This window comes from Agathobaculum sp. Marseille-P7918, assembly GCF_964248325.1.
In the GTDB taxonomy this organism is placed as follows: domain Bacteria; phylum Bacillota; class Clostridia; order Oscillospirales; family Butyricicoccaceae; genus Agathobaculum.
Window position 1 is genome coordinate 53,249 of record NZ_CAXTXI010000014.1, and the last position, 25,450, is coordinate 78,698.

The following is a 25,450-nucleotide window of genomic DNA, read 5'->3' on the forward strand; positions in this document are numbered from 1 at the left end:
ATGCAAATCCAACCTTGCGGCCCGCTGCGCGGCGAAATCACCGTGCCGGGCGACAAATCCATTTCGCACCGCGCGGTCATGCTGGGCGCGCTGGCAAACGGCACGACCCATATTACCGGCTTTCTGATGGGCGAGGACTGTCTGTCCACCATTGACTGCTTCCGCAAGATGGGCGTGGAAATTCAAATCACGGAAAAGGAAGTGATTGTCGAGGGCGTGGGCCTGCACGGCCTGTGTGAGCCGGAGGAAACGCTCGACACCGGCAACAGCGGCACCACCACCCGCCTGCTGTGCGGCATTCTGGCCGGACAGCCGTTCACCGCGACACTCAACGGCGACGCTTCCATCCAGAAGCGCCCGATGGGCCGCGTCATTAAGCCGCTGCGCGAGATGGGCGCGTCCATCGAAGGCAAAAACGACAACTATTGTCCGCTGACGCTATACCCCAGCGAGCTGCACGGCATCGAGTACCGCCTGCCGGTGGCATCCGCCCAGCTCAAGAGCGCGATTCTGCTCGCGGGATTGTATGCCGAGGGACAGACAACAGTCATTGAGCCTGCCCCTTCGCGCGACCACACCGAGCGCATGTTCCGTGCGCTGGGCGTGGAAGTCGAAACCGAGGGCAACACGATTACGCTGGACCCGCCCGAGGACCTGCACGCGGTTGATATTGCCGTGCCGGGAGATATTTCGTCTGCGGCGTTCTTCCTGGTTGCAGGCGCCATTGTGCCGGGCAGCGAACTGACCATCCGAAACGTCGGCGTCAACCCCACGCGCACGGGCATTCTGGACGTGCTGCGCGAAATGGGCGCGGACATCACCGAGTCTAACTTCCGCGACGACGCCGAGCCGGTCTGCGACCTGACCGTGCGGCACAGCCGTCTGCACGGCGTTGAAATCGGCGGGTCGATTATTCCTCGTCTGATTGACGAGCTGCCGGTTCTTGCGGTTGCGGCCGCGTTTGCAGAGGGCGAAACCGTCATCCGCGACGCGCAGGAGCTTAAGGTCAAGGAATCCAACCGCATCGCCGCAATGGTCACCGAGCTGACGCGCGCTGGCGTAGACGTGGAAGAAACCGATGACGGCATGATTATCCACGGCGGCAAAACGCCGTGCGGTGCTTCGTTTGAAACCTACAAGGACCACCGCATTGCCATGAGCCTTGCCGTGCTCGCGCTTGGCGCGCAGACTTCCAGCCGTATCAACGACCCGGAGGTCGTTTCCATCTCCTACCCCGACTTTTTTGATACGCTCGAAGCATTGGGGGGCTGAGTCATGCTGCTGACTATGGAGGAATTCCGCGCCTTTGAGCCGAATAAAGCGACCTATGCTCTGTTTGGCTGGCCGCTCGGCCATACGATGAGTCCGGAGCTGCACGCGCAGCTGTTTGAAGCCTCCGGACAGGACGCGGATTACATCGGCGTAGCCGTGCCGCCCGAAAACCTACCCGAAGCGTTTGAGCTGGCAAAGCATAAACTCAAGGGCATCAACTGCACCATCCCGCATAAAAAAGCGGTTATCGACCTGCTCGATGAAGTCGATACTGCCGCACGCGACCTGCATTCGGTCAACACGGTTGCCTTCCGCGACGGGCGCGCGGTCGGATACAACACGGATATTCTGGGTTTTGCGGAATCGCTTTCGCGCGACGGCGTCAAACTACGCGGCAAAAAAGTGCTGCTGCTCGGCTATGGCGGCGCCGCCGCGGTCATGGCGTATCACTGCATCACGCAAGGGGCATACCTGACCATCACGGGACGCAATATGGAAAAGGCCGCGGCGCTGCAAAAACAGCTGTGCGACGCCGTGCCCGGCGCACATGTTTCCGTATTTAACCGCCGGCACATCCCGCGCGATATTCAAATTGTCCTCAATTCTACACCGGTGGGCATGTATCCCAAGGAAAATGTCGCTCCCCTGCACTATCTGCCGCACAAAACCGAATATGTGTTTGACGCGATTTACAACCCACCCGTCACGGCAACGATGAAGCTGGCCAATCCCAAAAAGACCCGCGTGCGCGACGGACTGTTCATGCTGGTCATGCAGGCCGCCCACGCACAGACCATCTGGTCGGGCGTGCAGTTTGCACCGCAGGCCTGCGAGACCATCCTTCGCCGCACCTACGGAAAAATGGCGGTCAAGCGGCTGCACGAAAAGCACGGCAAGCAAAATATCGTGCTGTGCGGCTTTATGGGCAGCGGCAAAACCACAGTCGGCCGCAAGCTCGCCCGCCTGACGGGATTGGAATTCGTCGACGCCGACCAGTATCTGGAGGCACAGGAGGGCAAAAAAATCTCGGAAATCTTTGCAGAACACGGAGAAGCCTATTTTCGTGAACGCGAAAGCGCTTATATCCGCGAGTTGTCCCAGCGCGACGGCATCGTGCTTTCGCTGGGCGGCGGCGCGGTGCTGCGACAGGAAAATGTAGAGGCGGTCAAGCAGTCCGGCCTGCTGATTCATCTGGATACGCCCTACTACCGCATTGTCAAAAACCTGTCCTATTCCACCTCCCGTCCGCTTCTGGACAAACCGGATAAGCAGGCCGAAACCCGTCGTCTGTACAATGCGCGCAAGGGCATCTACCATCGTGTGTCGGATGTTTCCGTGCGCAGCCCAAAAATTTCCGAAGTGCTGGAAAAGCTCGTCAAGAGCATCTGATAACGCCGTAACTGCGGCACAGCAATCGTTTTCACCATTGTGAGAAATCGAGGAGGACTATGAAACATTTTGTAAAACATCCCATCCGCCTGCTGGCAGCCTCTCTTGCCGTCGTGCAGCTGGTTTCCGCAGCCGCCGGCGCAGCCTTTACCAATTCGTTCTCGTATTCCTATCCGGTTGGCCAAGGACTGCAATATACCCGCTCGGAAGGCAAGAACACAGCCGGTCTGCAAAAGGCCAATTTCCTGACCTATACGCCTAATACCGGCGTCTCCCCCATTATGGTTTATGCCGACGAGCAGCTCTACGGCAGTCAGGCAACCATCACAAACGCCGTTAAGTATCTGGAAAGTCAGGGAAAAACCGTAATCGGCGGCACCAATGCGGACTTTTTTGTCATGTCCAGCGGTATTCCAATCGGTCTGGTCATAGATGAAGGCGAACTGATTTCATCCGATGCATGGCAGTATGCGGTCGGCTTCAAAGCGGACGGCACCGCAGTCATGGGCCGTCCGACCATGAATATGTCGATATCCGGTGCATCCGGCACGGTTTCCGTTTCGTACTTCAACAAAACACGCACCACCGCGGGCGCCTATCTGCTCGACCGCAACTATGACGATTCCACGCACTTTTCTGCCAAAGGAACCTATATTGTACTGGAACGTGTGGATGACACGCCGGTGACGGTCAACCACTCGATTAAGCTCAAGGTAGTCAGCAAGGGAACGGGCAGCAGCCCGCTGACCATTGCGGACAACCAGATGGTGCTGACCAAGTCGGACGGTGCAAACGTTCCCTCCTGGGTGGACTTCCCTGTTGGAGAAGAAGTGACGCTCTGGGTGGGCGCGAGCGACAGCAACTGGGCTGAAGTCGAATATGCGGTCGGCGGCAAGCTGCTGATTGACAACAGCACGGTCACGACCTCAGGAATTGATGCTGCTTCTTCGCGGCGCGCGCGCAGTGCGGTCGGCGTGAAGGCGGACGGCACGGTTGTACTCTACGAAATTGATGGCGACCAGTCCTCGCACAGCGTAGGTCTGACCGCAGAAGAGCTTGGCAACGAGCTGCTTGCGCTGGGCTGCGTGCGCGCCATCTGTTTGGATGGCGGCGGCTCTTCCGCCATGGCGCTGCGTCAGCCGGGCGAAAGCACAACCTCGCTCATCACCAGCCCATCGGACGGCTCGCAGCGTTCCTGCGCCAACTACATTTTCTTTATCAGCAACGTCCCGGCTGATGGCATCACCGCCCATGCGGTCCTCACGCCGAGTTACCGCTATGTCATGCCGGGTGCATCAACATGGTTCTCCGTCAAGGGCGCAGACGCATCCTACGGACCGGCCGAAGCGCCGACCGACCTGACCTACACCGTATCCGGCGACTTGGGCACAGTGGGCAACCAGACCTTCACCGCCGGTATGACCACCGGCAGCACCACCATCACCGGTTCAAACGGCGTAGTGGAAGGCTCAATGATGGTGTGCATCACCGGCGATATTCAGTCCATCACGCTGCAGAACGACGGCAAGGATATCAGCTCCATTTCCCTTAAGCCGGGTCAGAGCATCAACGTCGATGGTATTGCCTACCACCTCGGCCAGAAGATGGCTTCTGTTGATACCTCGTTTACCTGGAGTGTATCCGGTGGTGTGGGTACTGTCGATGAAAACGGTGTGTTCACCGCAGGCGGCAGCATGGCCAGCGGCACGCTCACCTGCTCCTACGGCAACACCAGCAAATCCATTCCGGTCAGCGTCGGCATGGGAGACCCGCAGGATGCCAAAACCGTTGCTGATTTTGAAAGCAGCCAACCCTGCACGGCAACCGACGGCGTAACCCTGTCCACTGTGACCGATTATACGCAGGTTGCCCGCGGCACCGGCTCGCTCAAGGCTGCCTATGACGGCAGCAAGGTGATGACTGCGACCGTTTCCGTACCGCAGACCGACGTTTCCGCTATGTCCTATCTGACGCTCTGGGCGCGCGGCGAAAACACGCAGAGCACGCTGACTGCCGTCTTTGCCGATGCAGAGGGCAATGAGCTGACCGCTCCCCTCTCCGCCGCAACCACCAGCAGCTGGAAGCAGCTGACCGCCTCCATTCCGGACGGCGCGCAAACACTGACCGGCATCCGCATGGAGCGCAGCGGCGCGGGCGCTGCGGAAAGCGCGCTTTATCTGGACCAGATTGTTGTCTCCGCTGACCATGCCGTAACGAATACGGATGCACCGTCCGTTTCACTGAACAACACTTCGGTGACGGTCGATGCCGGCGCATCGGCTACCCTCACCGGCAAGGCCACGATGGAAAACGGCAAATATCCGGCGCGCGCCTCCAACATTGTGGTAAAGGTAGACGGTAAAACAGTTTCCGGCAAGGCCAGCATGAGCGGCTCGACCCTGTCGGTCACCACCGGCGCGCTGAGCGAAGGCACGCACTGCGTCACAATTGACGTTTCAGACGATGCGGGCAACCGCGCGCGCGTCTCGGCTACGATTACCGCCGGCAGCGCGAAAAACGTTTTTGCCGACACCGCTGACCACTGGGCGCGCGGTTACGCCTCTCTGCTCAATCAAAACGGCATTATGAAGGGCGAATCCGGCAGCGACGGCAAAACCTACTTTAACCCCGACCGCAACCTGACGCGCAAGGAGTTTGCCGTCACGATGGCGCGCCTGCTCGGTCTGGACACGTCCTACACCGGCCAAACCGAATTTGCCGACGACGCCGACATCCCGAGCTGGGCACGCGGCGCTGTCTACGCCGTCTCGCAGGCGGGCATTATGCAAGGCTCGAACAATGGCGGTGAGCTGTACTTCTCTCCGGATGCGGATATGACCCGCGCCGAGGTCATGACCGTCATTGGACGCTGTCTGCCGCGCGGCTATGCAGCTGCTGCACTGACCTACTCGGATGCGTCCTCGGTTCCCTCCTGGGCGCTGGAACAGGTCAAAACCTGTGTTTCCGCCGGTATTATCGGCGGCTATAAGGACAACACGCTGCAACCGCTGGGCAAAATCACCCGCGGCGAAATCGCCAAGATTCTGGCGCTGTTCTAAGCAGAATTTCTTTTGCTCCGCCCTGCACTTTAACCGGTGCGGGGCGGTTTTTCTTCCCGCTTGACAGACTTTTTTCCCCATGCTATACTGAAATTCGCAAAGTGCATCCACCCGAGTTTTTATCGCCGGATAAAAATTTGAGCGTCATTCTTTCCATCGTAGGCCTTTGAAGATGGAAAGGTTGACGCTCTTTTCTGTCTTAGGAGGAAGCCTATGAACAAAACTGCAAATCTGCGTACATTCTGCCGCTATACGTCGCTTAATATGCTCGGTATGATTGGCATTTCCTGCTACATTCTTGCCGATACCTTTTTTGTTTCCCTCGGTACGGGCGCGCTCGGCCTTGCCGCGCTCAATATCGCAATTCCTGCGTTCAATCTGCTCAACGGACTGGGACTGATGACCGGCGTGGGCGGCGCGACGCAGTTTTCCATCTGCCGCGCGCAGAAAGATACGCACGGCGCCGACCGTGCGTTTACACATGCGGTTTACCTCGGCCTTGGCATCGGCGTGCTGTTCCTGCTGCTCGGTATATTCGGCGCGGCACCGCTTGCCCGTCTGCTGGGCGCAGACCCGGAAACCTTTCCACTGACCAGCGTATATCTGCGCACGCTGCTGAGTTTTTCACCCTTTTTCGTCATGAACAATGTGCTGCTTGCCTTTGTGCGCAACGATGGCGACCCGGGACGCGCCATGCGCGGCATGGTCATCGGCAGCCTGTCCAATATCGTGTTTGACTATCTATTTATCTTCCCGCTCGGCATGGGGATGTTCGGCGCGGCGCTTGCTACCGGCGTCTCCCCCATCATCAGCATCCTGCTGCAAATCGGCCATCTGCGCAATCCATCGCGCGACTTCCATCTGCTGCGTCTACGCCCACAGGTCCGCGCACTGCCCGCGTTGTGTGCGCCCGGCCTGTCCTCCCTGATTGGCGAAGCCTCCTCAGGTGTGGTGCTGCTGCTGTTTAATCTCATTCTGCTGCGCTTGACGGGAAATACCGGCGTTGCCGCCTACGGCATTATTGCCAATCTGGCACTCGTCGCCATCGCCATCTTTCAAGGACTGAGTACCGGCATGCAGCCGCTGGTCAGCTGCAGCAGCGGTGAAGGCGACCATGCCGCCCTACGCCGCCTGTACCGCTACGGCATCATCACCGCATTGGGCATTGCGACCGTAATATATGTGCTGGTATGCACCTGTGCCGTCCCGATTTCTGCAGCGTTCAACAGTGCCGGCGACCCGGTGTTGATGGGTTATGCGGTCCCCGGCTTGCGTATTTACTTTCTCGGCTTCTGGTGTGCAGGGCTGAATATCGTATCGGCTGCATTTTTCAGCGCCTCCGACCAAACCGCCATCGGCTTTGCCATTTCACTGGTACGAGGTGTGGCCGCCATTCCGCCCATTTTGTTTGCGCTGGCGGCTTTATTCGGTGTCACCGGCGTGTGGGCTGCTTTCCCCGCAGTGGAAGCCGTAACGGCTATTTTGACGCTCCTATGCGTCCGGCATGCGTTCACTTCCGGCAAAATATAAAATCAGGCCTTCGGCAATCGCCGAAGGCCTGATTTTTATTGATTCCATTACAGCGCATTGACCAGCGATTTGAACAGCTTGCCACGCTCCATAAAATTCTTAAAGCGGTCAAACGACGCGCTTGCAGGGCTCATGATGACCACATCGCCCTCTTCGGCACGCGCCGCCGCTTCACGTACCGCGGTTTCGAGATTCTCGACCTCGAGGATGGTCGGATGCTCCCCTTCTACCGCCAGCACACAATCGCGGATTTTCGGCGCGGTCGCGCCGGTAACCAGTAGCAGCTTGACATGTTCGCAAATCGGCTCGCCGAGCACATCATACGGGATATGCTTGTCATAGCCACCCGCAATCAGAATCACCTTCTGCTGGAAGGACTCCAGTCCTGCAATGGTGCGCGTCGGGCTGGACGCAATCGAATCGTTGTAATACTTTACGCCATCCTTCTCGCGCACAAACTCAATGCGATGCTCCACACCGCCGAAAGTGGTTGCCACTGCCCGAATATCGTCATCCGAGGCATAGCCCTGCACAATCGCTGCGGCCATCATCATGTTGTAAACATTGTGCGCACCGGGAATGCGGATATCCGCTGCCGGCATCAACTCGCGCCGCACACCGCCTTCCGCAATATAGATGATGTCATCCTTGAGAAACACACCGTTGGCAAGCTCCTGCTTTTTGCTGGTGCAGAACAGGTTGCCCGAAGCATGCAGCGTGCGTGTGACCTCATCATCCAGATTGAGCACCAGACGGTCATCCTCCGTCTGGCTGCGATAAATTGCCGTCTTGGCCTGTACATATTCGTCGAAATCCTTATGGTAATCCAGATGGTTGGGCGTCAGGTTGGTAATTGCCGCCACATGGGGCGAATGCTTCATCCCCATCAGCTGGAAGGAGGAAAGCTCCACGACCGCAAGGTCCTCCGGCTTCATTTCACTGACCCGCGGCAGCAAGGGCGTTCCGATATTGCCGCCCAGATGCACGGTATAGCCCGCGTGCTTCAAAATTTCACTGACGAGCGTCGTGGTGGTTGTTTTGCCGTCCGAACCCGTGATGCCGATAATCGGGCAGGGACAAACCGCGAAAAACAGTTCCATCTCACTGGTAATTTCCGATCCGCGCTCACACGCTTTTTGCAAAAACCGTGGATGCACGCCCGGCGTGCGGAAAATCACATCCTCATCCAATGCATCCAGATAATGCTCCCCCAGCACAAAATCCACGCCCAGCGTGGCCAGTGTGGCGTAGCCGTCGCCCAGTTCGGTCGGGTCCTTTTTGTCATGCACGGTTACCCGCACGCCTGCTGCACGCAGCATCCGAATGAGCGGCATATTGCTCACCCCGGCGCCGATAACCCCGACCCGCTTATCCGACAGGCCGCCAAAATATTGTTCTAAAGCTGTCATAATATGCGTACACCGCCTTTTTCACAGGTTACAGTATACAGGATTTTCGTCTATTTTGCAAGTCCGGTTTGACGGGGGCGTATTTTTGCGGTATACTGGATGTCGTGACTGGTGCAGACGGTCGCGTGCCTGACGGCATGAGGAAAGTCCGGGCTGCACAGGGCAAGGATAACGGATAACGTCCGCCGGGGGCGACCCCAGGAATAGTGCAACAGAGATATACCGCCTCATCCCCTATATTGGGGCCCCTACAAAAACACCCGTTTTTGCGGGGAGAGGAGAGACAGCAAAATGGACGAGCTTTGCCATTTTGGCAAAGCGAGTGATATGGAGCTTGGCTCGACGAGGTAAGGGTGGAAAGGCGAGGTAAGAGCTCACCGCGCCCCGTGGTGACACGGGGGGCCTGTAAACTCTATCCGCAGCAACGCCGACAGGGATCATGGTTTGCCCGACCGTCCCGACTGGCGGCTTGAGGCGCGCGGCAACGTGCGTCCCAGATAGATGACCGTCCACGACAGAACCCGGCTTACGCACCAGTCATACCAATTAAAAATAACCAAAGGAGGCTCTTCCTAATGAAGAGCCTCCTTTGATTGTTATATCGGAAATCCATGTCCAGAAGATGCAGGCACCAGCACGGCCTCTCCCCATCTGCACAAAGGCTTCCCCTTACTCGATTACCTGATCGGCCAAACCTGGACGGGCCGCCTTACCGCGGAAGTTCTCGACCGATACCTCGGTGCAGCGCTCGGTGCGCAGGGCTTCGCCAAAATCGGATAAATCATCGCCCTCAAAGCGAACACGGCAATCGCGCAGGGTAACCCCCTTCACATCGCGCAAAAAGAAGCCGGGAGACGCCATTTTCTCAATACCTGCACACAGCCCTTCAGCCGCCGAAACCGTGGTGGAGTCGCTGCCGGAACCACCGCGATTCAAACCCGGCCGCAGGTCATACAGGCCGCGCGGCCACTTGGTCTTTGCACGCATGGTAACCTGCACCTTCTCCATCCAGACATCCTCAATCTCGTTTCCTACGCTGCCCGAGAAAAAGACGCCGTTTTCGCTGTCACAGGTGATGTTGGAAAAGCGAATATTGGAAATGTGGCCGGACTTGGTATGTTCGTCACGGTCATGGGTGGTAATGGTAATCGGCTCTGCACAACCCCACCAGCAGTCGGCAAAGCGTCGGGTTTCGATGATGATATTGGAAAACGATACATTGCTGACGTTGCCGCCGTCTCGGATTTGGATGGAAATACCGCGGTTAGAACCCGAGATGATACAGTTATCCACCAGAACATTCTCAAAGTTCCCCGTTCCCTCGGTTCCGATTTTCAGTGCAGCCGAGGTGGAAATCAGCGTGCAGTTTGAAATAATCACATTCTTGGTCGGACCGTACTCCATATTGCCTGCCGAGGATTTCAGGCAGATACAGTCATCGGCGCAGGTCACATGGCAGCCAATGATGCGCACATTCGTCGAATGGTCGGGGTCAATGCCGTCAGAGTTGGCTACATCCAAATCGTTTAAAATCCGAATCTGAGAAATCAGCACGTCGTCACAACCTGCCGGATGCAGCGTCCAGAACGGTGCGTTTTGCAAAACAACCTCAGTAAAAGAAATATGGTTGCAGTGCTCTACGTAGATCAGCGTCGGCCGCGGATAAAAATCACCGGTGACATAGTAGGGGCTGACGCGCTTTACAAAGGCATAGGCATTTCCGTCAATGGTGCCCGGCCCTGAGATAGCAATGTTGTCCGCATCCTTTGCATAAATAAACGCATAGGACGGCTTAAGAGTCACCGGCGTGCCGATGTGTTCAATGCCGTCATCTTTCTGTCCCTCGTTCGGGTGCAGATATGTATGGATATCCTCGTGCGCTTTGAGCAGGCTGCCGCGCTCCAAATGCAGATCTACACCGGGTTTGAGAACAATTGAGCTGGCATAATAGGTCTTTCCGCTCTCCAGAACAACACGTCCGCCGCCCGCCGCAGAGCAGGCATCAATCGCTGCCTGAATTGCAGCAGCATCATTGGTGACGCCGTCGGCCTTTGCACCGAAATTCTGAACGTGATATATCATCTTGCTTCTTCCTTTGCATTGATTTTTGTGTCATGTCGTGCATCTCAGGCCCGGACTGGTGCGGGCGCAGAGATGCCGCAGAGTCGCCAACGCGGAGCGGACAGATTTGTCCGCCCCGCATCTGTCGTGGGGAGTATGGCCGGGCCACACCGGCCGAAAGAAAGGGGTGCTGTTTGATTAGCCCATAACCATGTTGGGAATGACCATAGAGAACCACGGCACATAAGCAACCAGCATCAGGGCTATGAAAATCGCCGCATAGAACGGCATCAACGGCTTAATCATATCCTCCATATCAATTCCCGATACCTGACAGCCCGAGAACAGCGATGAGCCGACCGGCGGGGTGATATTACCGACGCCCAGGTTCATGACCATCATAATACCAAAGTGAATGGGGTCCATGCCAAAGCTGGTGACAACCGGCAGGAAAATGGGAGCGAAAATCAGTACGGCCGGGGTGATATCCATGAACATACCGGCAACCAAAAGCAGAAGGTTGATGAGCAGCAAAATAACATACTTGTTGTCCGAAACACTCAGCAGCGCTTCGCCGATTGCGGTCGGCAGGCCGGTGAAAGACAGAACAAAGCTCATAACCGCAGACGCTGCAATCAGGAACATGATGACCGCAGTGGTTTCGCAGGCATCGCGCAGAATGCCCGGCAGGTCGGACAGCTTGATGCTCTTATAAACTACCATTGCGAGGAACAGCGTATAAACAACTGCAACAGCCGCAGACTCGGTGGCGGTGAAAATACCGGAGCAAATGCCGCCAATGATAATTACAATCAGGAAAATGCTGGGGATTGCATCGACAAAGTACTGGAACAGAACCTTAGCGGGAACGCGCTCGCTGGTCGGATACTTGTTCTTCTTTGCAATGATGTAAGCAACCGCCATACAGGCCAGGCACCACAGGATACCGGGTACATAGCCGGACATAATCATACCGACAACCGAGGAACCGGACAGAACCGCGTAAATGATGAGAATGCCGGAAGGCGGGATGATAAGGCCGGTCGGCGCAGAAGCAACGTTTGCCGCTGCTGCAAACTTTTTGTCATAACCCGCTTCCTCCTCCATCGGCAGCATGACGCCGCCAACGGCAATAGACGCGGCAACAGCCGAACCGGACAGCGCGCCGAACATGGTATTGCCAACGATATTCGTATGCGCAAGACCGCCGGGAATACGGCCAACCAAGACTTTTGCCAGGTTGATTAGTCTGTGCGCAATACCGCCGGTATTCATCAGGACACCGGTCAGGATAAAGAACGGTACGGCGAGCAGCGAGAAGCTGTCAACACCGGAGACCATTTTCTGGCAGGCAACAAAGGTGCCAAGGTCAAGCGGCAGCATGGTGGAAACGGTAATCAGAGAGGAAACGATCAGACTGATCGAAACCGGAACGCTCAAGGCGAGCAGCAGGAAAAAGCTGGCCAACAGCAGCAGGCCGATATGTACTACACTCATGTTTGTTTCTCTCCTCTCTTACTTCTGTTCGGCAACCGGTGCATCCGCACGGTGCTCTGCAATGGCCTTCAGGTCTTCCGCAATAAAAATCAACGCATAGAAAATGATCAGAATACCGCCGACCAGAATGCTGGCGTATACAAACGGCATCGGCAGATGCAATGCCGCGGAAATCTGATTGGAAGTGGTTTCTACCAAACGCAGATCACCGACAATCATAACAATGATGCTGAACGCAATCACCACGGCCTGCACCGCGATATCCAAAATCTTCTGACCGACAAACGGCAGTTTTTTGCTCAGAATATTGATGGAGAGGTGCTTGTGGCGGCCGTAAGCGTATGCGCCGCCGACCATTGTCGTCCACACCAGCAAATAGCGAAGAATCTCCTCCGTCAGCGTAGACGGATTTTTGAGAATAAAACGGGTGATGACCTGCCAGCAAACGGCCAGAACCATATACCCCATAATCAAAGTGCAGAGCACTTCGATGATTTTGTCAATGACTTTTCTCATTTCTCTTCCTCCTTACTTCAGGTAGCTCTGGAAATCCGCAAAGTAGCGGGCATTATCCTCGCTCTCTGCGCAGAATTCTTCCTGCAGAGGCTTACATGCCTCAATAAAGGGGGTCTTATCAATCTCATAGAACTGGACGCCCATTTCTTTCGCGCCTTCCTTATTACGTTCTACGATTTGCAGCCATTCCTGCTCGTGCGCTTCCCATGCGTCCGCCATGGCATCATAGACCTTCTGCTGGTCTTCCTTGCTCATGGAATCGAACGTTTCGACCGACATGATGACAATATCGGGTACGTACTGATGCTGGGTATAGGTGTAGGACTTGCAAACCTCACCGTGGCCGTCGTCTACCAGAACGGTCTCATTGTTCTCCGCACCGTCGATGATGCCCTGCTGCAAGGAGGTATAAACCTCACCCGAGGACATCGGCGTAGCCGAGCCGCCCATCGCGTTAATCATGGCAACCGATGTCGGCGAGCTTTGGGTACGGATTTTCAAGCCGTGCAAATCATCGGGAGATTCTACCGGACCATCCTTGGTGGTGTAAATCGAGCGGGAGCCCGAATCAAACCAGCCAATCGCGATAAAGCCGTCCTCACGGGTGGAGTTAAAAATCTCCTGCACCGCTTCGGAATTGTTCATGACGTTAAAATAATGCTCTGTAGACTGGAATACATAAGGCAGAGAGAAAATGGAATAAGCCGAATTGAACTGCTCCAGCGCACTTGCACTGACCTTGGCAACGTCCATAACGCCGGCCTTGACCAGCTGAATCATCGCGCTGTCATCTCCCAGCTGACCGTTGGGATAAATGTCAAACGTGTAATCGGTCTCCGCCTCCATCTCTTCGGCGAACTTCTCCAGACCAATGTTGACCGGATGCCAATCGCCGTGACCGTGCGCTATCAGCAGATGTTTGGGGTCCTGACTTCCGCCGCTGCATCCTGTCAAAGCGGTCAGCGCTGCTGCTGCGACAGCGCCTGCCACCAATCGTTTCATCATGCTTTTCATGAGGAAAATACCTCCTTCTTTCTGTGCAATCCTGTTTGTTCTCCGCGTTCCCGTCGGAACGCCTCTTGCATGCCGGTATGCAGATGCACGGTTCCGGCAAAGTCTTTCCGCAACGACTTGCCTCTGTTCGTGCTTTGTGCTACCATTATAAAAACAATCTTTTTCAAAATAAATGATTTTTTTTGGTTTAAATATTGTGATTCTTGCTTTTATTATACAGCGAATAGCAAATTTGCCCAAACCAAATTCCCGTTTTTTGTCGAACATAACCAAAGGTGGAAAGGATGTTCCGCGATGAGAAAAAATGACCGAGAGCGACAGTCCTGGCTGTTCAAGCACTACATGACCGAGCATGACTTTGAAGTCGAGCATGCAGTGGACAACGACTACCATGACGTGGAGCCGCACTACCACGAGTTTTACGAGATGTATTTTTTTTCAGGCGGACACGTGGATTATATCGTTGACGACCAACAGTTCCATCTGCACCCCGGTGACCTTCTGATTATTCCGCCGAATGTGCTGCATAATCCGGTGTTTCATGACTTTGACATTCCGTATGAGCGTTATGTCGTGTGGATATCGGCCAATGCGCTCAGCCGCCTCATCCGTCAGGACGCTGACTGCGGTTATTTTCTCCAACAGGACATTCAGGGACGCTATCTGTTCCGAGGGGACGAGGCTTCTGTCATCACGCTGCGCGGCAGCTTTGTGACCTTGTTTACCTCCTATCACGAGCGCTCACTGTGCTACCGAACAGAGGGTATCTCGGTCATCATGCACATCCTGACCCTGTACAATCGAGCGCTTGCTGCCGAAACCGAACAAGTGCAAGGCGGCGTGCATGTGTCGCTGCTGACCGATATCCTGCATTATGTGCAGAACAATTTAAACGGCGACCTGTCGCTGGACAAGCTCGCAGCGGTTTTTTACACCAATAAATATCATATTTCCCATTTATTTAAGCAAAATATGCATATTTCCTACTATCAATATGTTATTCAGATGCGCTTGCTTGCGGGAAAAAACAGCATCTTGGCCGGTGTTCCGGTCGCCAAGGTCTGGGAAAGCTGCGGCTTCAGCGACCATACCGGATTCTACCGCGCCTTTCGCAAATGGTATGGTGTCAGTCCCAATCAGTTTAAAAAACTTCACACTGAACAGCTCGGTCTGTCCGACTGATTGGATGCACCTCCCCTGCCCGTTCGCGCACGATAGCCGCTCCAGACATTTTCAAACCAGTCGTCACGCACCGGAATGGGACGGATGGGCGCAAAGGAAGAGAAAACCCCATCCGCTTTCATTTCGGTGATGAGCTGTTTGTCCATGCCGGCGGATTGCGGCACTCGATAGCGGTAGCCGGTCAGACCGCCGCCACAGTCTGTGCCATCCGGGTCCAGCACCAGTCCTGAGCCGCGGCTGCCCCACTCTCCGGCAGCAAGCCGCATGGCAGATACTATAGCGCGTTGGCTCAAAAGCACATCCCGGGTACGCAGCATCTGGGCTAAACCGCCCGCTGCCACCAGCTTATAATCGGTAAAAAAGCTCTGCAAAACAGTGTCCAGCGTCGTTTCCAGCGTTTCCAACGCGGTCAAATCTCGAATATGCGCCGCCTGCGCACTCATCCGCTGCTGCATCTCCCGCCGTATGGTGTAGGAAGTGCTCCTTTCGTCACAATGCCCCAGACAAGCCATCACCTCGGTCAGCCAGCCGGTCAGCACACGTTCTACCTGTCGTTCCAGCTGTTCCATGCAAAACCGCTGTGGTTTTGTCGTATAGGCAATGTGCTCGGCCGCACGCATCGAGCCTACCTGACAGGCGTTGAGCGCGGAACCGCCCGGACGATACACGCCAAACGTGCCCGCACATTCTCCCACCGCGTACAGCCCCTGAATATTGGTCTGCCAGTTGACATCCACTGCAACGCCGCCGTTATTATGCTGGGCGCAAACCGCAACCCGAAGCGGCTGGGTTTTCAAATCAATCCCATGCGCACGATACAGCTCGATTGCATCCGGATTCATCTGTGCCAGTCTTGCAATTGGGGTCGGCAGAAGCGCACCCGAATTTTTGAGATATTGAAAGGTTTCTTCCGAAAGTACAGAAAAATCCAGTCCGGTCGGGTCGGTGCGAAAATCCATATACACCCGACGTCCCAAATCAACGGTTTCGTGATGGATAATTAAATCAATCCGGGAGGAACCATTCACCTTGCGCACGTCAAACGGCCACTGATATCCCTTGAGGAAAACCGCGTCCAGTGCCTGCGACGGCGTATCAAAGTAATCTAGCAGGAATTCCCGCTCGTTTCCGTCCGCGTCCACCGAAATATACCGCGGCAACACCTGTTGATAAGTGCCCGACACGTTCCAACGGAAATCGGTTGAAGCCAAGCCGTACTGCCATTCCTGTAGATTGACCAGCTTGGCCCCGGCTTCCAGCGCCATGCCGGTCATTCCCACATGTCCGTATGGATAAACCGAAGCATCGTACACGCCCGCCGGTCCGCCCGTCGCCAAAAGGATGTGTTCGCAGGCAAACAGCGTCCAGCCATCCGGTCCGGGACGGGTCAAATCGAGTGCCAGCAGGCCAAACACCTTGCCGTCTTCCACCAGCAACCGCACAGCCTGCATATGATTGAAAATTCGAATCCCCTTGCGCTGCACGCTGCGCTCCAACGCCTCGGTCATAAAGCGTGAGGTCAACGGTCCGGCCGAGGTCGCGCGCTGCCGCGGATCGTGATCGGTCTTATACCCCACATACTCGCCGTATTCATTGGTTGGAAACGGCACGCCCAGATTTACCAGCTTCATAAAGCTGCGCACCGAACCCGCTGCCTCGGCCAAAGCGGTATCGCCGTTGACGCTGCCGCCGGAAAACAACGTTTCCGCCATTTCCTGCACGGAATCCGCACCGTCTGAGGCCAGAGACAACTTGTAATAGGTCTGCTTGTCACTGCCTGTGTTACGCGAGGTGCCCATCTGAATGCCCTCTGTCACAATTGCAAGATCGGTTCGGCCAAGATCATACAGCCAATCAGCCGCGTTCAGCCCCGCACATCCCGTGCCGACCACCAGCGTATCCAGCGCATAAACCGGCATGGTCTGCCCTGCACAGCCAATCGAAGTCTTTATCATACCGCAGTCCCCTTACAAGCGGCGGATGTGAAACCCGCCGTCAGCATTGAGCACCTGCCCGGTTGCAAAGTCCAATAATCCACTGACCGCCGCACAGACACAGTCCGCTACATCCTTCGGCTGACCAAACCGCTTGATTGGCGTAATGCCTTCTGCAATGAGCTTCTGATATTTTTCGGTCACGCCTGCGGTCATATCGGTTTGGATGATACCCGGACGCACCTCAAAGACCGGAATCCCGTACTCCGCCAGCCGATCGGCAAACAGCTTGGTCGTCATGGAGATGCCTGCCTTGGAGATGCAGTATTCGCCGCGGCTGGTGGACGAGGTGTAAGCCGACATCGAAGAGATATTCACAATGCGGGGAACATAATCCGGCAGTTCCTTTTTCTGCAATTCAATCATCTTGCGTGCTGCCAGCTGACACATGAAGAATGTCCCCTTGAGATTTATCTGCATCAGACGGTCAAAGCTCTCCTCGGTGGTTTCCAGCAAGTCCAAACGCACAGCCGGTGCAACGCCCGCATTGTTGACCAAAACGTCCAATCGTCCGTATCGCTCACAGACATCCTCCAAAATGCGCTCCCGGTCCTTGCGCTCCGCAATGTTGCACGGAAGGTAGATGCAATCCACACCCTCTGCCTGCAATTTCTCTATGACTGCGTCATCCTGTGCGGCAGTCGCGGAAACCACAACAAAATAGCCTTCCTTGCCCAGTGCGCGGGCGATACCTAGGCCGATACCACGACGCGAGCCGGTCACCAGTGCGATTTTCTGCATGTAAGTTGCCCCCTTTACTGCTTACCCTGCACATCACGCTGATAAATCGGCAGATATTCCGGGTCACGAATGACGCAGCCCGCAGTGGAACCTGCACGCATCAGCTCAGTGCACTTGCCGCATGCAATGCAGCACTTCCGCTCGTCCATTTTGCCGGTGTGCAGCAGGTCATGGGCGAACTGCGGATAAGCAAACGCCTCACGGCCAAATCCCGCAATGGTACAGCCGCCCTCTTCCACCGCGCCCGCAGCCAGATTGCCTGCATACTGACGCAAATAGCTCAGGCCGGACGAAATCACCTTCAAATCGGGATACGCCTTCTGTACCGTGCTGACACAGTGATACATGCGAGCCACGCCTTCGAGCGGATGCTCCTTTGGAACATACGGACCATTATCATACGGCCGATTGACGTGCGGATTAAAATATGGGTTGCCGATGGTCACATCGAGCAGCTGCATTCCCAGTTCGTTATGCAGGCGGCCGACCAGCTCGAGCGGCTCTGTCAGATCGACTTCCACCCCTGCATCCGGACGCACGCCAAAACCGTAAGGATGCGGGAAACCGTCGTAGACATTCAGACGCGAAGTGACAATAAAGTCCTTTCCGGTTGCATCCATCGCGTTTTTGACACCATGACGCAGCAGCCGGGTTCGGTTTTCCAGACTGCCGCCAAAAGCGCCTTTGCGCGTATACGCCGACAGCAGTTCACTGTTCAGGTAACGGTGGCAGCACTTGATATCCACGCCGTCAAAGCCTGCCCGCTCGGCCAAACGGGCTGCATCGGCAAACTTCTCTTCGAGCGCAAACAAGTAGTCATCGGATACGATGCGGTCGGACGCGATTGTCTGTTCCCCTTCAAAAATCGGGTTGTTGTACGCAATCAGCGGCGCCGGCACACCTTCCGGCTTGGAGTAGCGCCCTGAATGGGTCGCCTGCATAATCACAATCGGCTCAAAGCCGTTTTCCCGCATGCAGGTTTGCTTGATATCGGCCACAAATTTTTGGAAGTCCGACAAATTCTCTTCGTGAATCCATAACTGGCGCGGATTGGCGCGGGCTTCGGGAAGAACCGCCACCGCTTCGGCCCAAATCAGCCCTGCGCCGCTTTTTGCGAATCGGTCATATCTGCGCAAGGTTAGTTTATCCGGGCTGCCATCCGCCGTTCCGTCGCAGCCCTCCATCGGCTGAATCGCAATAGAATTTGCTGCGGTCTTTGCACCAATTGACACCGGCCGCTTTAATACATCGATGTTGTCCGACAGAGGCAGATGTACTTCCAGCTCCTCTAGTTTCTCAATCAGCTCCTTTTTCGTCTTATAATGGAACTTTTCATGCTCCATATATAAATCCTCCTTCTCACTCTTCTTGCGCTGCCGTCTTTACACACAGAGAATTTTTTGACTAAATTCAGGCTTTTCTGCGCAGCAACTGTAATGTTATGATATAATAGCCGACAGATAGAAAGTCATATCAAGTTGTGTGATAATATGTAAATTTTGCGATATCAGGAGGTTTTCTCATGGAGCAGAACGTTGTGATGCAGGAATGCTGTTTCAAAGACAGCGACACATCCATCCGCATTCACTTCCATAACGCCTATGAGCTTTTGTTCATTCGGGAAGGGCACATTCGCATTCATATTGGCGACGCAGCCTATGACGGTGGACCGGGTTCGGTTTTTGTTATCGGACGATTTGAAGAACACTCTCTTGAACTGCGCACGCCGGTTTATGAACGCTACTATGTGATTTTAGACCCGGATATGACCGAGCGATTGATTACCGACCGACGACTGCTCATGCCTCTGCGCAGCCGTCCGCAGGGTTTCTGCCACCGATATGACGTATCCGACCATATGGAACGCTTTGAGTTGATTTTCCGGCGACTGCTGGAAGAGCAGCATATACAGGACTCGCTTGCGGGCGTCATGCACATGAGCCTGATTTCCGAGCTGCTCATTCTGCTGTGCCGACTGCGTCCTGCGCTGTTTGACGCCACCTCACAGGCCAGCAAGACCGCAGTGTTTGCCGTCCAGCATTACATCGATACACACTATGCCGAGCCCATCCGAGTCAGCGATCTGGCAGAACGTGTCTTTTTAACTCCCTGCTATCTGACCCACTGCTTCAAGAGCCTGACGGGATACAGCCCCAAGCAGTATTTGGTACAGGCCCGTCTGGCCGCAGCCAAAGACCTGCTCATCCACTCGGATTTTCCTGTCAGTGAAGTCGCGTTCCACGCTGGCTTTTCCGATGTCAACAACTTTATCCGCACCTTTCGCCGGGAAACCGGATACACCCCGCTGCGCTATCGGGAGCGTGAACAAATATAGCATATTTTACATATTATTGCGCAACTGCATCCCACCAGTCGGGACGCGGCTGCGATACAATGAAAATCAGAAAATCACGCTGCTCTTTGGAGCAGAATTTGAAAAAAGGATGAGGACGCATATGAAAACCATCAATCTGGCAATCATCGGCGCAGGCGGATACGGGGACTACTGTCTGGGGCTGCTCGAACGCTTTGTCGATCCGGAAAGCTATCGACTGGTGGCGGCAATCGACCCGTTTTACGAAAAGATACCTCGCTACACCCAGCTGACCGCTCAGGGGGTACCGATGTACCGTACCCCGGAAGAATTTTTTGCTGCCAGTTCCGCCGATCTGGTGCTCATCGCCAGCCCTATTCATCTGCACAAGGAGCAATGCCTGCTGGCGCTCCGGCACGGCGCACATGTGTTGTGCGAAAAACCACTTGCTCCTATTTTGCAGGATGCACTGGACATTCGCGCCGCGGTATCTGCTTCCGGCCGCAAGCTGGGAGTTGGATTTCAAATGTCCTTCTGTGATCCCATCCAGAACCTCAAACGCGACATACAAGCCGGTCTGCTGGGCGCGCCTAAAGCCCTGCGCACCTATGTCTCCTGGCAGCGCTATGATAGCTATTACAACAGTCCTTGGCGCGGCCATATTCGGGACGCACAGGGCCATTGGGTATTGGATTCCATCCTGACCAACGCCACCGCGCACTATCTGCATAACACCTGTTTTGTGCTGGGCGACCGCTTTGACACTGCGGCCATGCCGCAAACTCTGGCTGTTGAATTGTACAACGGCAAAGGGATTGAAACCTTTGATACCGCATTCGTTTCGGGTAAATTCGCGTCCGGCTGTGACTTCTTCCTAGCTCTGACCCACTCAGGCGACCGCAACGTAGACCCAATTCTGCAATATACGTTTGAGCATGCGGTTGTCACTGCCTCGGGCAACGATGATTCCGCTGAAATTATTGCCACCTTTGATGACGGCAGCACCAAAAACTATGGAGCCGCCTTAGGCGAATATCACGTCGCACAGAAGCTGCGCACCATGATAGCGGTTGCAGCTGATCCCAGCGTGGATGTACCCTGTACGCCGGATACCGTTCTGCCGCATCTGACCATGTGCAATGCTATTTTCGATCAGGCCGATGTCTATCCGCTGCCCGCAGACCGCATGGAGCGCGTTTCCACTCCGGAACCCGGTGTGTTTATGCGCGGCTTAGCCGACGATGCCTGGACCTGCTTCCAGACCGGGAAACTGCCTTCCGCGTTAGGCTTTGACTGGGCGCATCGCCCGACCAACATTCAGCTGGAAGGGTATCATGCTTTTTCCGGCGAACGATTCTGCAAAAAAGAGGAGATACACACATGATTCGTATTTGTATTGCAGGAAACTCCGGCCATGCAGCCACCGTCACCCGCGCCCTCCCCCGTTTGCCGCAAGTGGAAATTGCAGGCTGGTGCCGCACATGGACCGGCGAACCCATGACGGAAGTGCTGGATGATTTTGCGAAACTCGGTCTGTCACCAACGGAATATCCTGACTACCTGACGATGATTGACGTTGTTCAGCCGGATGTTCTGGTCGTAGACGGTATGTTTTGCGATCATGAGGCCATGACCCGTCAGGCGCTTGCGCGCGGTATCCATGTCTACTGTGACAAGCCGCTGGCATTAACTTTGGATGGCCTGACACGCGTGCAGCAGGCGGCTGCCGCTTCTCCTGCTTTGCTGTGGGCCATGCAGACTGCGCGCTATGACCCCTGGTTCTACACCGCAAAGCAGCTGGTCGATGCAGATGCCATTGGAGAAATTCGTTTGCTCACCGCGCAAAAATCCTATCGGCTCGGCCAGCGCGCACCCTTTTTCCGTCATCGTGCGCAGCATGGCGGATTGATTCCATGGGTGGCCATTCATGGCATCGATTTCATCCGTTATTTATATCCGCATGCCGCAAAGAGCATATTTGCTCATCACGCAACAGCTGCTAATCAGGGATATGAGGACCTGGAAGTGACGGCACAGCTGATGATGACAATGGAAAACGACGTATGCGCACAGGTCAGTGCCGACTATCTTCGTCCGGCCCACGCAGCAACTCATGGGGATGACCGCGTACGTGCCGCGGGTACGCACGGCATCATCGAGGTGCGCGGCGATGCAGTTTACCTCATTAACGACAAAAACGACGGCTCCCAGCCGGTGCCGCTTCAGCATCCCCCCATGATTTTTGAAGATTTCATCCACACACTGGAGGGCCATGGCTTGGGTCTGCTTGACCTGTCCGAATCGCTGGAGGACAGCCGTCTTGCTCTGCTGGCCCGCGAATCAGCCGATACAGGCCGCATCGTAATCGCTTAAAATCAATCCCTTTTCTTCACACAAAGCGCCCCCCAAAAGCCGAACCATTTTCCGGTTGGATATGGTCTGACTTTTGGGGGGCGCTTGCTTTTTTATGATTAGTTCAGAAAATCCTTGAGCTTTTTCGAGCGCGACGGATGACGCAGCTTGCGCAGCGCCTTTGCCTCAATCTGGCGAATACGCTCGCGCGTGACGTTGAACTCCTTACCGACTTCCTCCAGCGTGCGGGTGTGTCCGTCCTCAATACCGAAGCGCAGGCGCAGCACCTTTTCCTCGCGCGGAGTGAGCGTCTTGAGTACCTCGACCAACTGCTCCTTGAGCAGCATGAAGGATGCTGCTTCGGCCGGTTCGGGCGCATCATCATCCGGAATGAAATCCCCGAGGTGCGAATCCTCCTCCTCACCAATCGGGGTCTCAAGCGACACCGGCTCCTGCGCAATCTTGAGAATATCACGCACACGGTCGACCGGCATGCTCATCTCTTTGGCAATCTCCTCCGGACTGGGATCATGGCCCAGCTCCTGCAGCAGCTGACGCGAAACACGGATAACCTTGTTGATGGTCTCCACCATGTGTACCGGAATGCGGATAGTACGCGCCTGATCAGCAATTGCGCGCGTAATCGCCTGACGAATCCACCAGGTCGCATAGGTTGAGAACTTAAAGCCCTTGGTCGAATCGAACTTTTCGACCGCCTTAATCAGACCAAGGTTACCCTCCTGAATCAAATCAAGGAACAGCATGCCGCGGCCGACATATCGCTTGGCAATTGAAACCACCAAACGGAGGTTTGCTTCGGCCAGACGCTTTTTCGCCTTTTCGCCGATTTTCACATCGCGGTCCAGCTGTGCACGCTCCTCCGCCGGGATGGTGTCACCCTCCGCCGCAATGCGGGCTTCTGCCTCGTTGCCCTTCTGCATCTGCTCAGCCAGCGTCACCTCTTCCTCCGGCGAGAGCAAATCCACCTTGCCAATCTCCTTCAGGTACATACGCACCGGGTCGTCAATGGCAAAGGTTTCCGCCATAGCGGAGGTGTCTATCAGCTCCTCTTCCGGAACCTCCTCCACGCTGTCCGGCTCAAACACTTCATCGTCGTCGTCACCCAGCGCCTTTTCCAGCACGCCTTCGGTTTCGACCTCTATTCCCATGGTTTCGAGCGTTTCATACAGCTTATCGATGTCGTCGCTTTCCATATCCAGCTGGCTCAGCGCATCCGCAATCTCCTTGAGCGTCAGCCGTCCATTCTTTTTTCCCAGCGCCAGCAGGTCCTTGAGCACCTGCTGCTGGTCCACTGCATGCTCCGGTGCGTTTGCATTGCCCGTTGTCGTCATATCGTTTGTCCTCCCGCGTTTTGTTTTTTTATTCGTCCAAAGGTCAGCAGCGGGTCCTCGCCTGCTTCGGTAATCGTACCGTCTCTGACGCGCTGCATTCGTATCGTGTTTATGTATTCCTGCATTTCCTGCCGGTGTTCGCCCGGTGGGATGCCCTGATCGAGAATAGCGGAAAGCAGGCTCATTTCATTTGCCTCCAGCCACCCCTCGAAGGACAGGATATCCACCATCTGGCCTTCCCGGTCGAGCGCGAGCACGCGCTCATATATCTTACGCAGCACAGGCGCGGAAAACCACGCCGGCGGCAATTCTTTTTCCAGTCCCGTTGCCAGCTTCTGATCGTAAAACAGGAGGCGAAGCACGTTTTCCTCCGCCTTGGCGGATTTGACATCTGCATAGGCAAGCGTGCGGTCCTTGGGCTGTGCCATACCGATCGGTGAGCGAATCTCGCGCCGTTCGGCGGCTTTCTGTCTCTTGCGGCGGATGTTCAGCTCGCGTCGCACCTCGACATTCATCGCTTCGGCAGTCACGCCCGCCATCTTGGCCGCGCGCCCCGCGTATACTTCTCGCTCGATGCTGCTTTCGATGCCGGCGAGCATACGCGCCGCGTCCCGCAGGAACAGCACGCGCGCTTCGTCATCCTCCAAATCGTATTTCGCTGCGATTTGCTCCAGTCGGTAAGCATTGTGGTCCTCGCTGCGCTCGATGAGCGCGCGGAACGCATCTGCCCCTTTGGCCTTAATGAACTCATCCGGGTCTTTCGCGCCCGGAATTTTAAGCACCTTGACCTGCAAATCACATTTTTTCAAAATGTCAATCGCGCGCTGTGCCGCCGCCTGCCCTGCCCCGTCCGCGTCGTAGGAAATCACAATGCGGTCGGTGTGGCGGGCGATGATACGCGCCTGCTCCTCGGTCAGCGAAGTGCCAAGCGAGGCCACCGCGCAGTCAAATCCGGCCTGATGCAGCGCAATCACGTCCATATAGCCTTCTGCGAGGATAAAATACCCGTTTTTCGTAGTCTTGGACAGGTTGAGCGCGAACAGATTGCGGCTCTTATGAAAAATCGGCGTTTCGGGCGAGTTGAGATATTTGGGCTTGGAATCATCCAGCACGCGCCCGCCGAACGCAATCACATTGCCACGCACGTCAATGATGGGAAACATCACGCGCCCACGGAAGCGGTCGTACACACGCCCCTTTTCGCTGCGGCTGAGCAGTCCCGCGTCCAGCATTTCCTCCCGCGTATAGCCCTTCGCGGTCATCGCGTCGAGCAGTGCATGGAACGAGTCGGGCGCATACCCCAGCCCAAATCGGTTCATCGTGCGCCGGTGCAAGCCGCGCCCAAGAAAATACTGCTGTGCCACGCGGTTTTCCGGCTGCCACAGTGTATCATAGTAAAACCGCGCCGCGTCTTTACACAAAGCGTATAGCCGGTCGCGGTGGCGGGCTGCCTGCCGGTCGGCCTCGCCCTGCTCAGGCACCTGCATGCCCGCACGCGCCGCCAGATAACGCACCGCATCGGGAAATTCCAACCCTTCGGCTTTCATGGTGAAGGTAATCACTCCGCCGCCCGCACCGCAGCCGAAGCAATGGAAAATCTGCTTATCGGGCGAAACCGAAAAGGACGGTGTTTTTTCATTATGGAAGGGGCAAAGGCCAAAATAGTTTGCACCGCTTTTTTTCAGCTGAACGTACTGGGATACGACATCCACAATATCGTTTCGTGCGGATAATTCATCCAGAAACACACGGTCAAACGCCATTCGCC

At 55.6% G+C, this 25,450-nt stretch carries 18 protein-coding genes and 1 other RNA gene; 9 read left to right on the plus strand and 10 right to left on the minus strand.

Annotation, left to right across the window (positions count from 1 at the left end; translation table 11 throughout):
* The 4 genes from aroA (at position 1) to ACESSO_RS15385 (ending at position 7,250) form a co-directional block, all read left to right on the plus strand.
* Positions 1-1,272 carry a 3-phosphoshikimate 1-carboxyvinyltransferase gene (aroA, locus tag ACESSO_RS15370; RefSeq protein WP_373166427.1) on the plus strand — a complete coding sequence of 424 codons (1,272 nt, stop codon included), beginning with the start codon at positions 1-3 and terminating at the stop codon, positions 1,270-1,272.
* 3 nt (positions 1,273-1,275) lie between these two features.
* On the plus strand, positions 1,276-2,661 hold the full coding sequence (locus tag ACESSO_RS15375; protein WP_373166428.1) for a shikimate kinase: 1,386 nt from the start codon (positions 1,276-1,278) through the stop codon (positions 2,659-2,661).
* 59 nt (positions 2,662-2,720) lie between these two features.
* Positions 2,721-5,720, plus strand: a complete 3,000-nt coding sequence (locus tag ACESSO_RS15380; protein WP_373166429.1) for a phosphodiester glycosidase family protein — start codon at positions 2,721-2,723, stop codon at positions 5,718-5,720.
* A gap of 213 nt (positions 5,721-5,933) precedes the next feature.
* Positions 5,934-7,250 (plus strand): MATE family efflux transporter, encoded by a 1,317-nt coding sequence (locus tag ACESSO_RS15385; RefSeq protein ID WP_373166430.1) that lies wholly within the window; start codon positions 5,934-5,936, stop codon positions 7,248-7,250.
* Positions 7,251-7,297: 47 nt separating this feature from the next.
* Here ACESSO_RS15385 and murD read toward each other — a convergent pair whose 3' ends face one another.
* The gene (murD, locus tag ACESSO_RS15390; protein WP_373166431.1) at positions 7,298-8,659 is read right to left on the minus strand and encodes a UDP-N-acetylmuramoyl-L-alanine--D-glutamate ligase; all 1,362 of its coding nucleotides are present in this window, start codon (positions 8,657-8,659) and stop codon (positions 7,298-7,300) included.
* Positions 8,660-8,764: 105 nt separating this feature from the next.
* On the opposite strand from murD, the gene rnpB reads away from it, so the two are divergent.
* Positions 8,765-9,203, plus strand: an RNA gene (rnpB, locus tag ACESSO_RS15395) — RNase P RNA component class A.
* Between the two features lie 125 nt (positions 9,204-9,328).
* On the opposite strand, the gene ACESSO_RS15400 is transcribed toward rnpB, so the two are convergent.
* From ACESSO_RS15400 to ACESSO_RS15415, 4 genes are all read right to left on the minus strand, one after another.
* Complete coding sequence (locus ACESSO_RS15400) at positions 9,329-10,741, minus strand: glycoside hydrolase family 28 protein (protein WP_373166432.1); 1,413 nt, start codon at positions 10,739-10,741, stop codon at positions 9,329-9,331.
* Between the two features lie 177 nt (positions 10,742-10,918).
* On the minus strand, positions 10,919-12,217 hold the full coding sequence (locus ACESSO_RS15405; protein ID WP_373166433.1) for a TRAP transporter large permease: 1,299 nt from the start codon (positions 12,215-12,217) through the stop codon (positions 10,919-10,921).
* Positions 12,218-12,235: 18 nt separating this feature from the next.
* Positions 12,236-12,733, minus strand: coding sequence for a TRAP transporter small permease (locus tag ACESSO_RS15410; RefSeq protein ID WP_373166434.1), 498 nt, complete (start codon positions 12,731-12,733; stop codon positions 12,236-12,238).
* A 12-nt stretch (positions 12,734-12,745) separates the two neighbouring features.
* The gene (locus tag ACESSO_RS15415) at positions 12,746-13,747 is read right to left on the minus strand and encodes a TRAP transporter substrate-binding protein (RefSeq protein WP_373166435.1); all 1,002 of its coding nucleotides are present in this window, start codon (positions 13,745-13,747) and stop codon (positions 12,746-12,748) included.
* A 294-nt stretch (positions 13,748-14,041) separates the two neighbouring features.
* Here ACESSO_RS15415 and ACESSO_RS15420 point away from each other — a divergent pair, with 294 nt between their 5' ends.
* Positions 14,042-14,929, plus strand: a complete 888-nt coding sequence (locus ACESSO_RS15420; RefSeq protein WP_373166436.1) for an AraC family transcriptional regulator — start codon at positions 14,042-14,044, stop codon at positions 14,927-14,929.
* Here ACESSO_RS15420 and ACESSO_RS15425 read toward each other — a convergent pair.
* From ACESSO_RS15425 to ACESSO_RS15435, 3 genes are read right to left on the minus strand one after another with little or no spacing between them, the layout of a single operon-like run.
* The gene (locus ACESSO_RS15425) at positions 14,899-16,884 is read right to left on the minus strand and encodes an FAD-binding protein (protein WP_373166437.1); all 1,986 of its coding nucleotides are present in this window, start codon (positions 16,882-16,884) and stop codon (positions 14,899-14,901) included. The two genes, ACESSO_RS15420 and ACESSO_RS15425, sit on opposite strands and share 31 nt — an antisense overlap.
* A gap of 12 nt (positions 16,885-16,896) precedes the next feature.
* Positions 16,897-17,664: a 3-ketoacyl-ACP reductase gene (locus ACESSO_RS15430; RefSeq protein ID WP_373166438.1), complete on the minus strand. Its 768-nt coding sequence runs from the start codon at positions 17,662-17,664 to the stop codon at positions 16,897-16,899.
* Between the two features lie 14 nt (positions 17,665-17,678).
* Positions 17,679-19,007 carry a flavin oxidoreductase/NADH oxidase gene (locus tag ACESSO_RS15435; protein WP_373166439.1) on the minus strand — a complete coding sequence of 443 codons (1,329 nt, stop codon included), beginning with the start codon at positions 19,005-19,007 and terminating at the stop codon, positions 17,679-17,681.
* A 179-nt stretch (positions 19,008-19,186) separates the two neighbouring features.
* Here ACESSO_RS15435 and ACESSO_RS15440 point away from each other — a divergent pair, with 179 nt between their 5' ends.
* The 3 genes from ACESSO_RS15440 to ACESSO_RS15450 all read left to right on the plus strand — a co-directional run bounded on the left by ACESSO_RS15440 (position 19,187) and on the right by ACESSO_RS15450 (position 22,351).
* Positions 19,187-19,999 carry a helix-turn-helix domain-containing protein gene (locus ACESSO_RS15440; RefSeq protein ID WP_373166440.1) on the plus strand — a complete coding sequence of 271 codons (813 nt, stop codon included), beginning with the start codon at positions 19,187-19,189 and terminating at the stop codon, positions 19,997-19,999.
* Between the two features lie 121 nt (positions 20,000-20,120).
* A complete protein-coding gene (locus tag ACESSO_RS15445; protein WP_373166441.1) occupies positions 20,121-21,362 on the plus strand; it encodes a Gfo/Idh/MocA family protein in 1,242 nt (413 codons plus the stop codon).
* Positions 21,359-22,351: a Gfo/Idh/MocA family protein gene (locus ACESSO_RS15450; RefSeq protein WP_373166442.1), complete on the plus strand. Its 993-nt coding sequence runs from the start codon at positions 21,359-21,361 to the stop codon at positions 22,349-22,351. The genes ACESSO_RS15445 and ACESSO_RS15450 overlap by 4 nt, the downstream gene beginning before the upstream one ends.
* A 98-nt stretch (positions 22,352-22,449) precedes the next feature.
* Here ACESSO_RS15450 and rpoD read toward each other — a convergent pair whose 3' ends face one another.
* Positions 22,450-23,682, minus strand: coding sequence for an RNA polymerase sigma factor RpoD (rpoD, locus tag ACESSO_RS15455; RefSeq protein WP_373166443.1), 1,233 nt, complete (start codon positions 23,680-23,682; stop codon positions 22,450-22,452).
* Positions 23,679-25,445 carry a DNA primase gene (dnaG, locus tag ACESSO_RS15460; RefSeq protein WP_373166444.1) on the minus strand — a complete coding sequence of 589 codons (1,767 nt, stop codon included), beginning with the start codon at positions 25,443-25,445 and terminating at the stop codon, positions 23,679-23,681. Before dnaG ends, rpoD begins: the two co-directional genes overlap by 4 nt.
* Between the last annotated feature and the right edge of the window lie 5 nt (positions 25,446-25,450).

Coding starts and splice junctions, on each gene's coding strand:
- aroA (WP_373166427.1), top strand. CDS start 1: ATGCAAATCCAACCTTGCGGCCCGCTGCGCGGCGAAATCACCGTGCCG.
- ACESSO_RS15375 (WP_373166428.1), top strand. CDS start 1,276: ATGCTGCTGACTATGGAGGAATTCCGCGCCTTTGAGCCGAATAAAGCG.
- ACESSO_RS15380 (WP_373166429.1), top strand. CDS start 2,721: ATGAAACATTTTGTAAAACATCCCATCCGCCTGCTGGCAGCCTCTCTT.
- ACESSO_RS15385 (WP_373166430.1), top strand. CDS start 5,934: ATGAACAAAACTGCAAATCTGCGTACATTCTGCCGCTATACGTCGCTT.
- murD (WP_373166431.1), bottom strand. CDS start 8,659: ATGACAGCTTTAGAACAATATTTTGGCGGCCTGTCGGATAAGCGGGTC.
- ACESSO_RS15400 (WP_373166432.1), bottom strand. CDS start 10,741: ATGATATATCACGTTCAGAATTTCGGTGCAAAGGCCGACGGCGTCACC.
- ACESSO_RS15405 (WP_373166433.1), bottom strand. CDS start 12,217: ATGAGTGTAGTACATATCGGCCTGCTGCTGTTGGCCAGCTTTTTCCTG.
- ACESSO_RS15410 (WP_373166434.1), bottom strand. CDS start 12,733: ATGAGAAAAGTCATTGACAAAATCATCGAAGTGCTCTGCACTTTGATT.
- ACESSO_RS15415 (WP_373166435.1), bottom strand. CDS start 13,747: ATGAAAAGCATGATGAAACGATTGGTGGCAGGCGCTGTCGCAGCAGCA.
- ACESSO_RS15420 (WP_373166436.1), top strand. CDS start 14,042: ATGAGAAAAAATGACCGAGAGCGACAGTCCTGGCTGTTCAAGCACTAC.
- ACESSO_RS15425 (WP_373166437.1), bottom strand. CDS start 16,884: ATGATAAAGACTTCGATTGGCTGTGCAGGGCAGACCATGCCGGTTTAT.
- ACESSO_RS15430 (WP_373166438.1), bottom strand. CDS start 17,664: ATGCAGAAAATCGCACTGGTGACCGGCTCGCGTCGTGGTATCGGCCTA.
- ACESSO_RS15435 (WP_373166439.1), bottom strand. CDS start 19,007: ATGGAGCATGAAAAGTTCCATTATAAGACGAAAAAGGAGCTGATTGAG.
- ACESSO_RS15440 (WP_373166440.1), top strand. CDS start 19,187: ATGGAGCAGAACGTTGTGATGCAGGAATGCTGTTTCAAAGACAGCGAC.
- ACESSO_RS15445 (WP_373166441.1), top strand. CDS start 20,121: ATGAAAACCATCAATCTGGCAATCATCGGCGCAGGCGGATACGGGGAC.
- ACESSO_RS15450 (WP_373166442.1), top strand. CDS start 21,359: ATGATTCGTATTTGTATTGCAGGAAACTCCGGCCATGCAGCCACCGTC.
- rpoD (WP_373166443.1), bottom strand. CDS start 23,682: ATGACGACAACGGGCAATGCAAACGCACCGGAGCATGCAGTGGACCAG.
- dnaG (WP_373166444.1), bottom strand. CDS start 25,445: ATGGCGTTTGACCGTGTGTTTCTGGATGAATTATCCGCACGAAACGAT.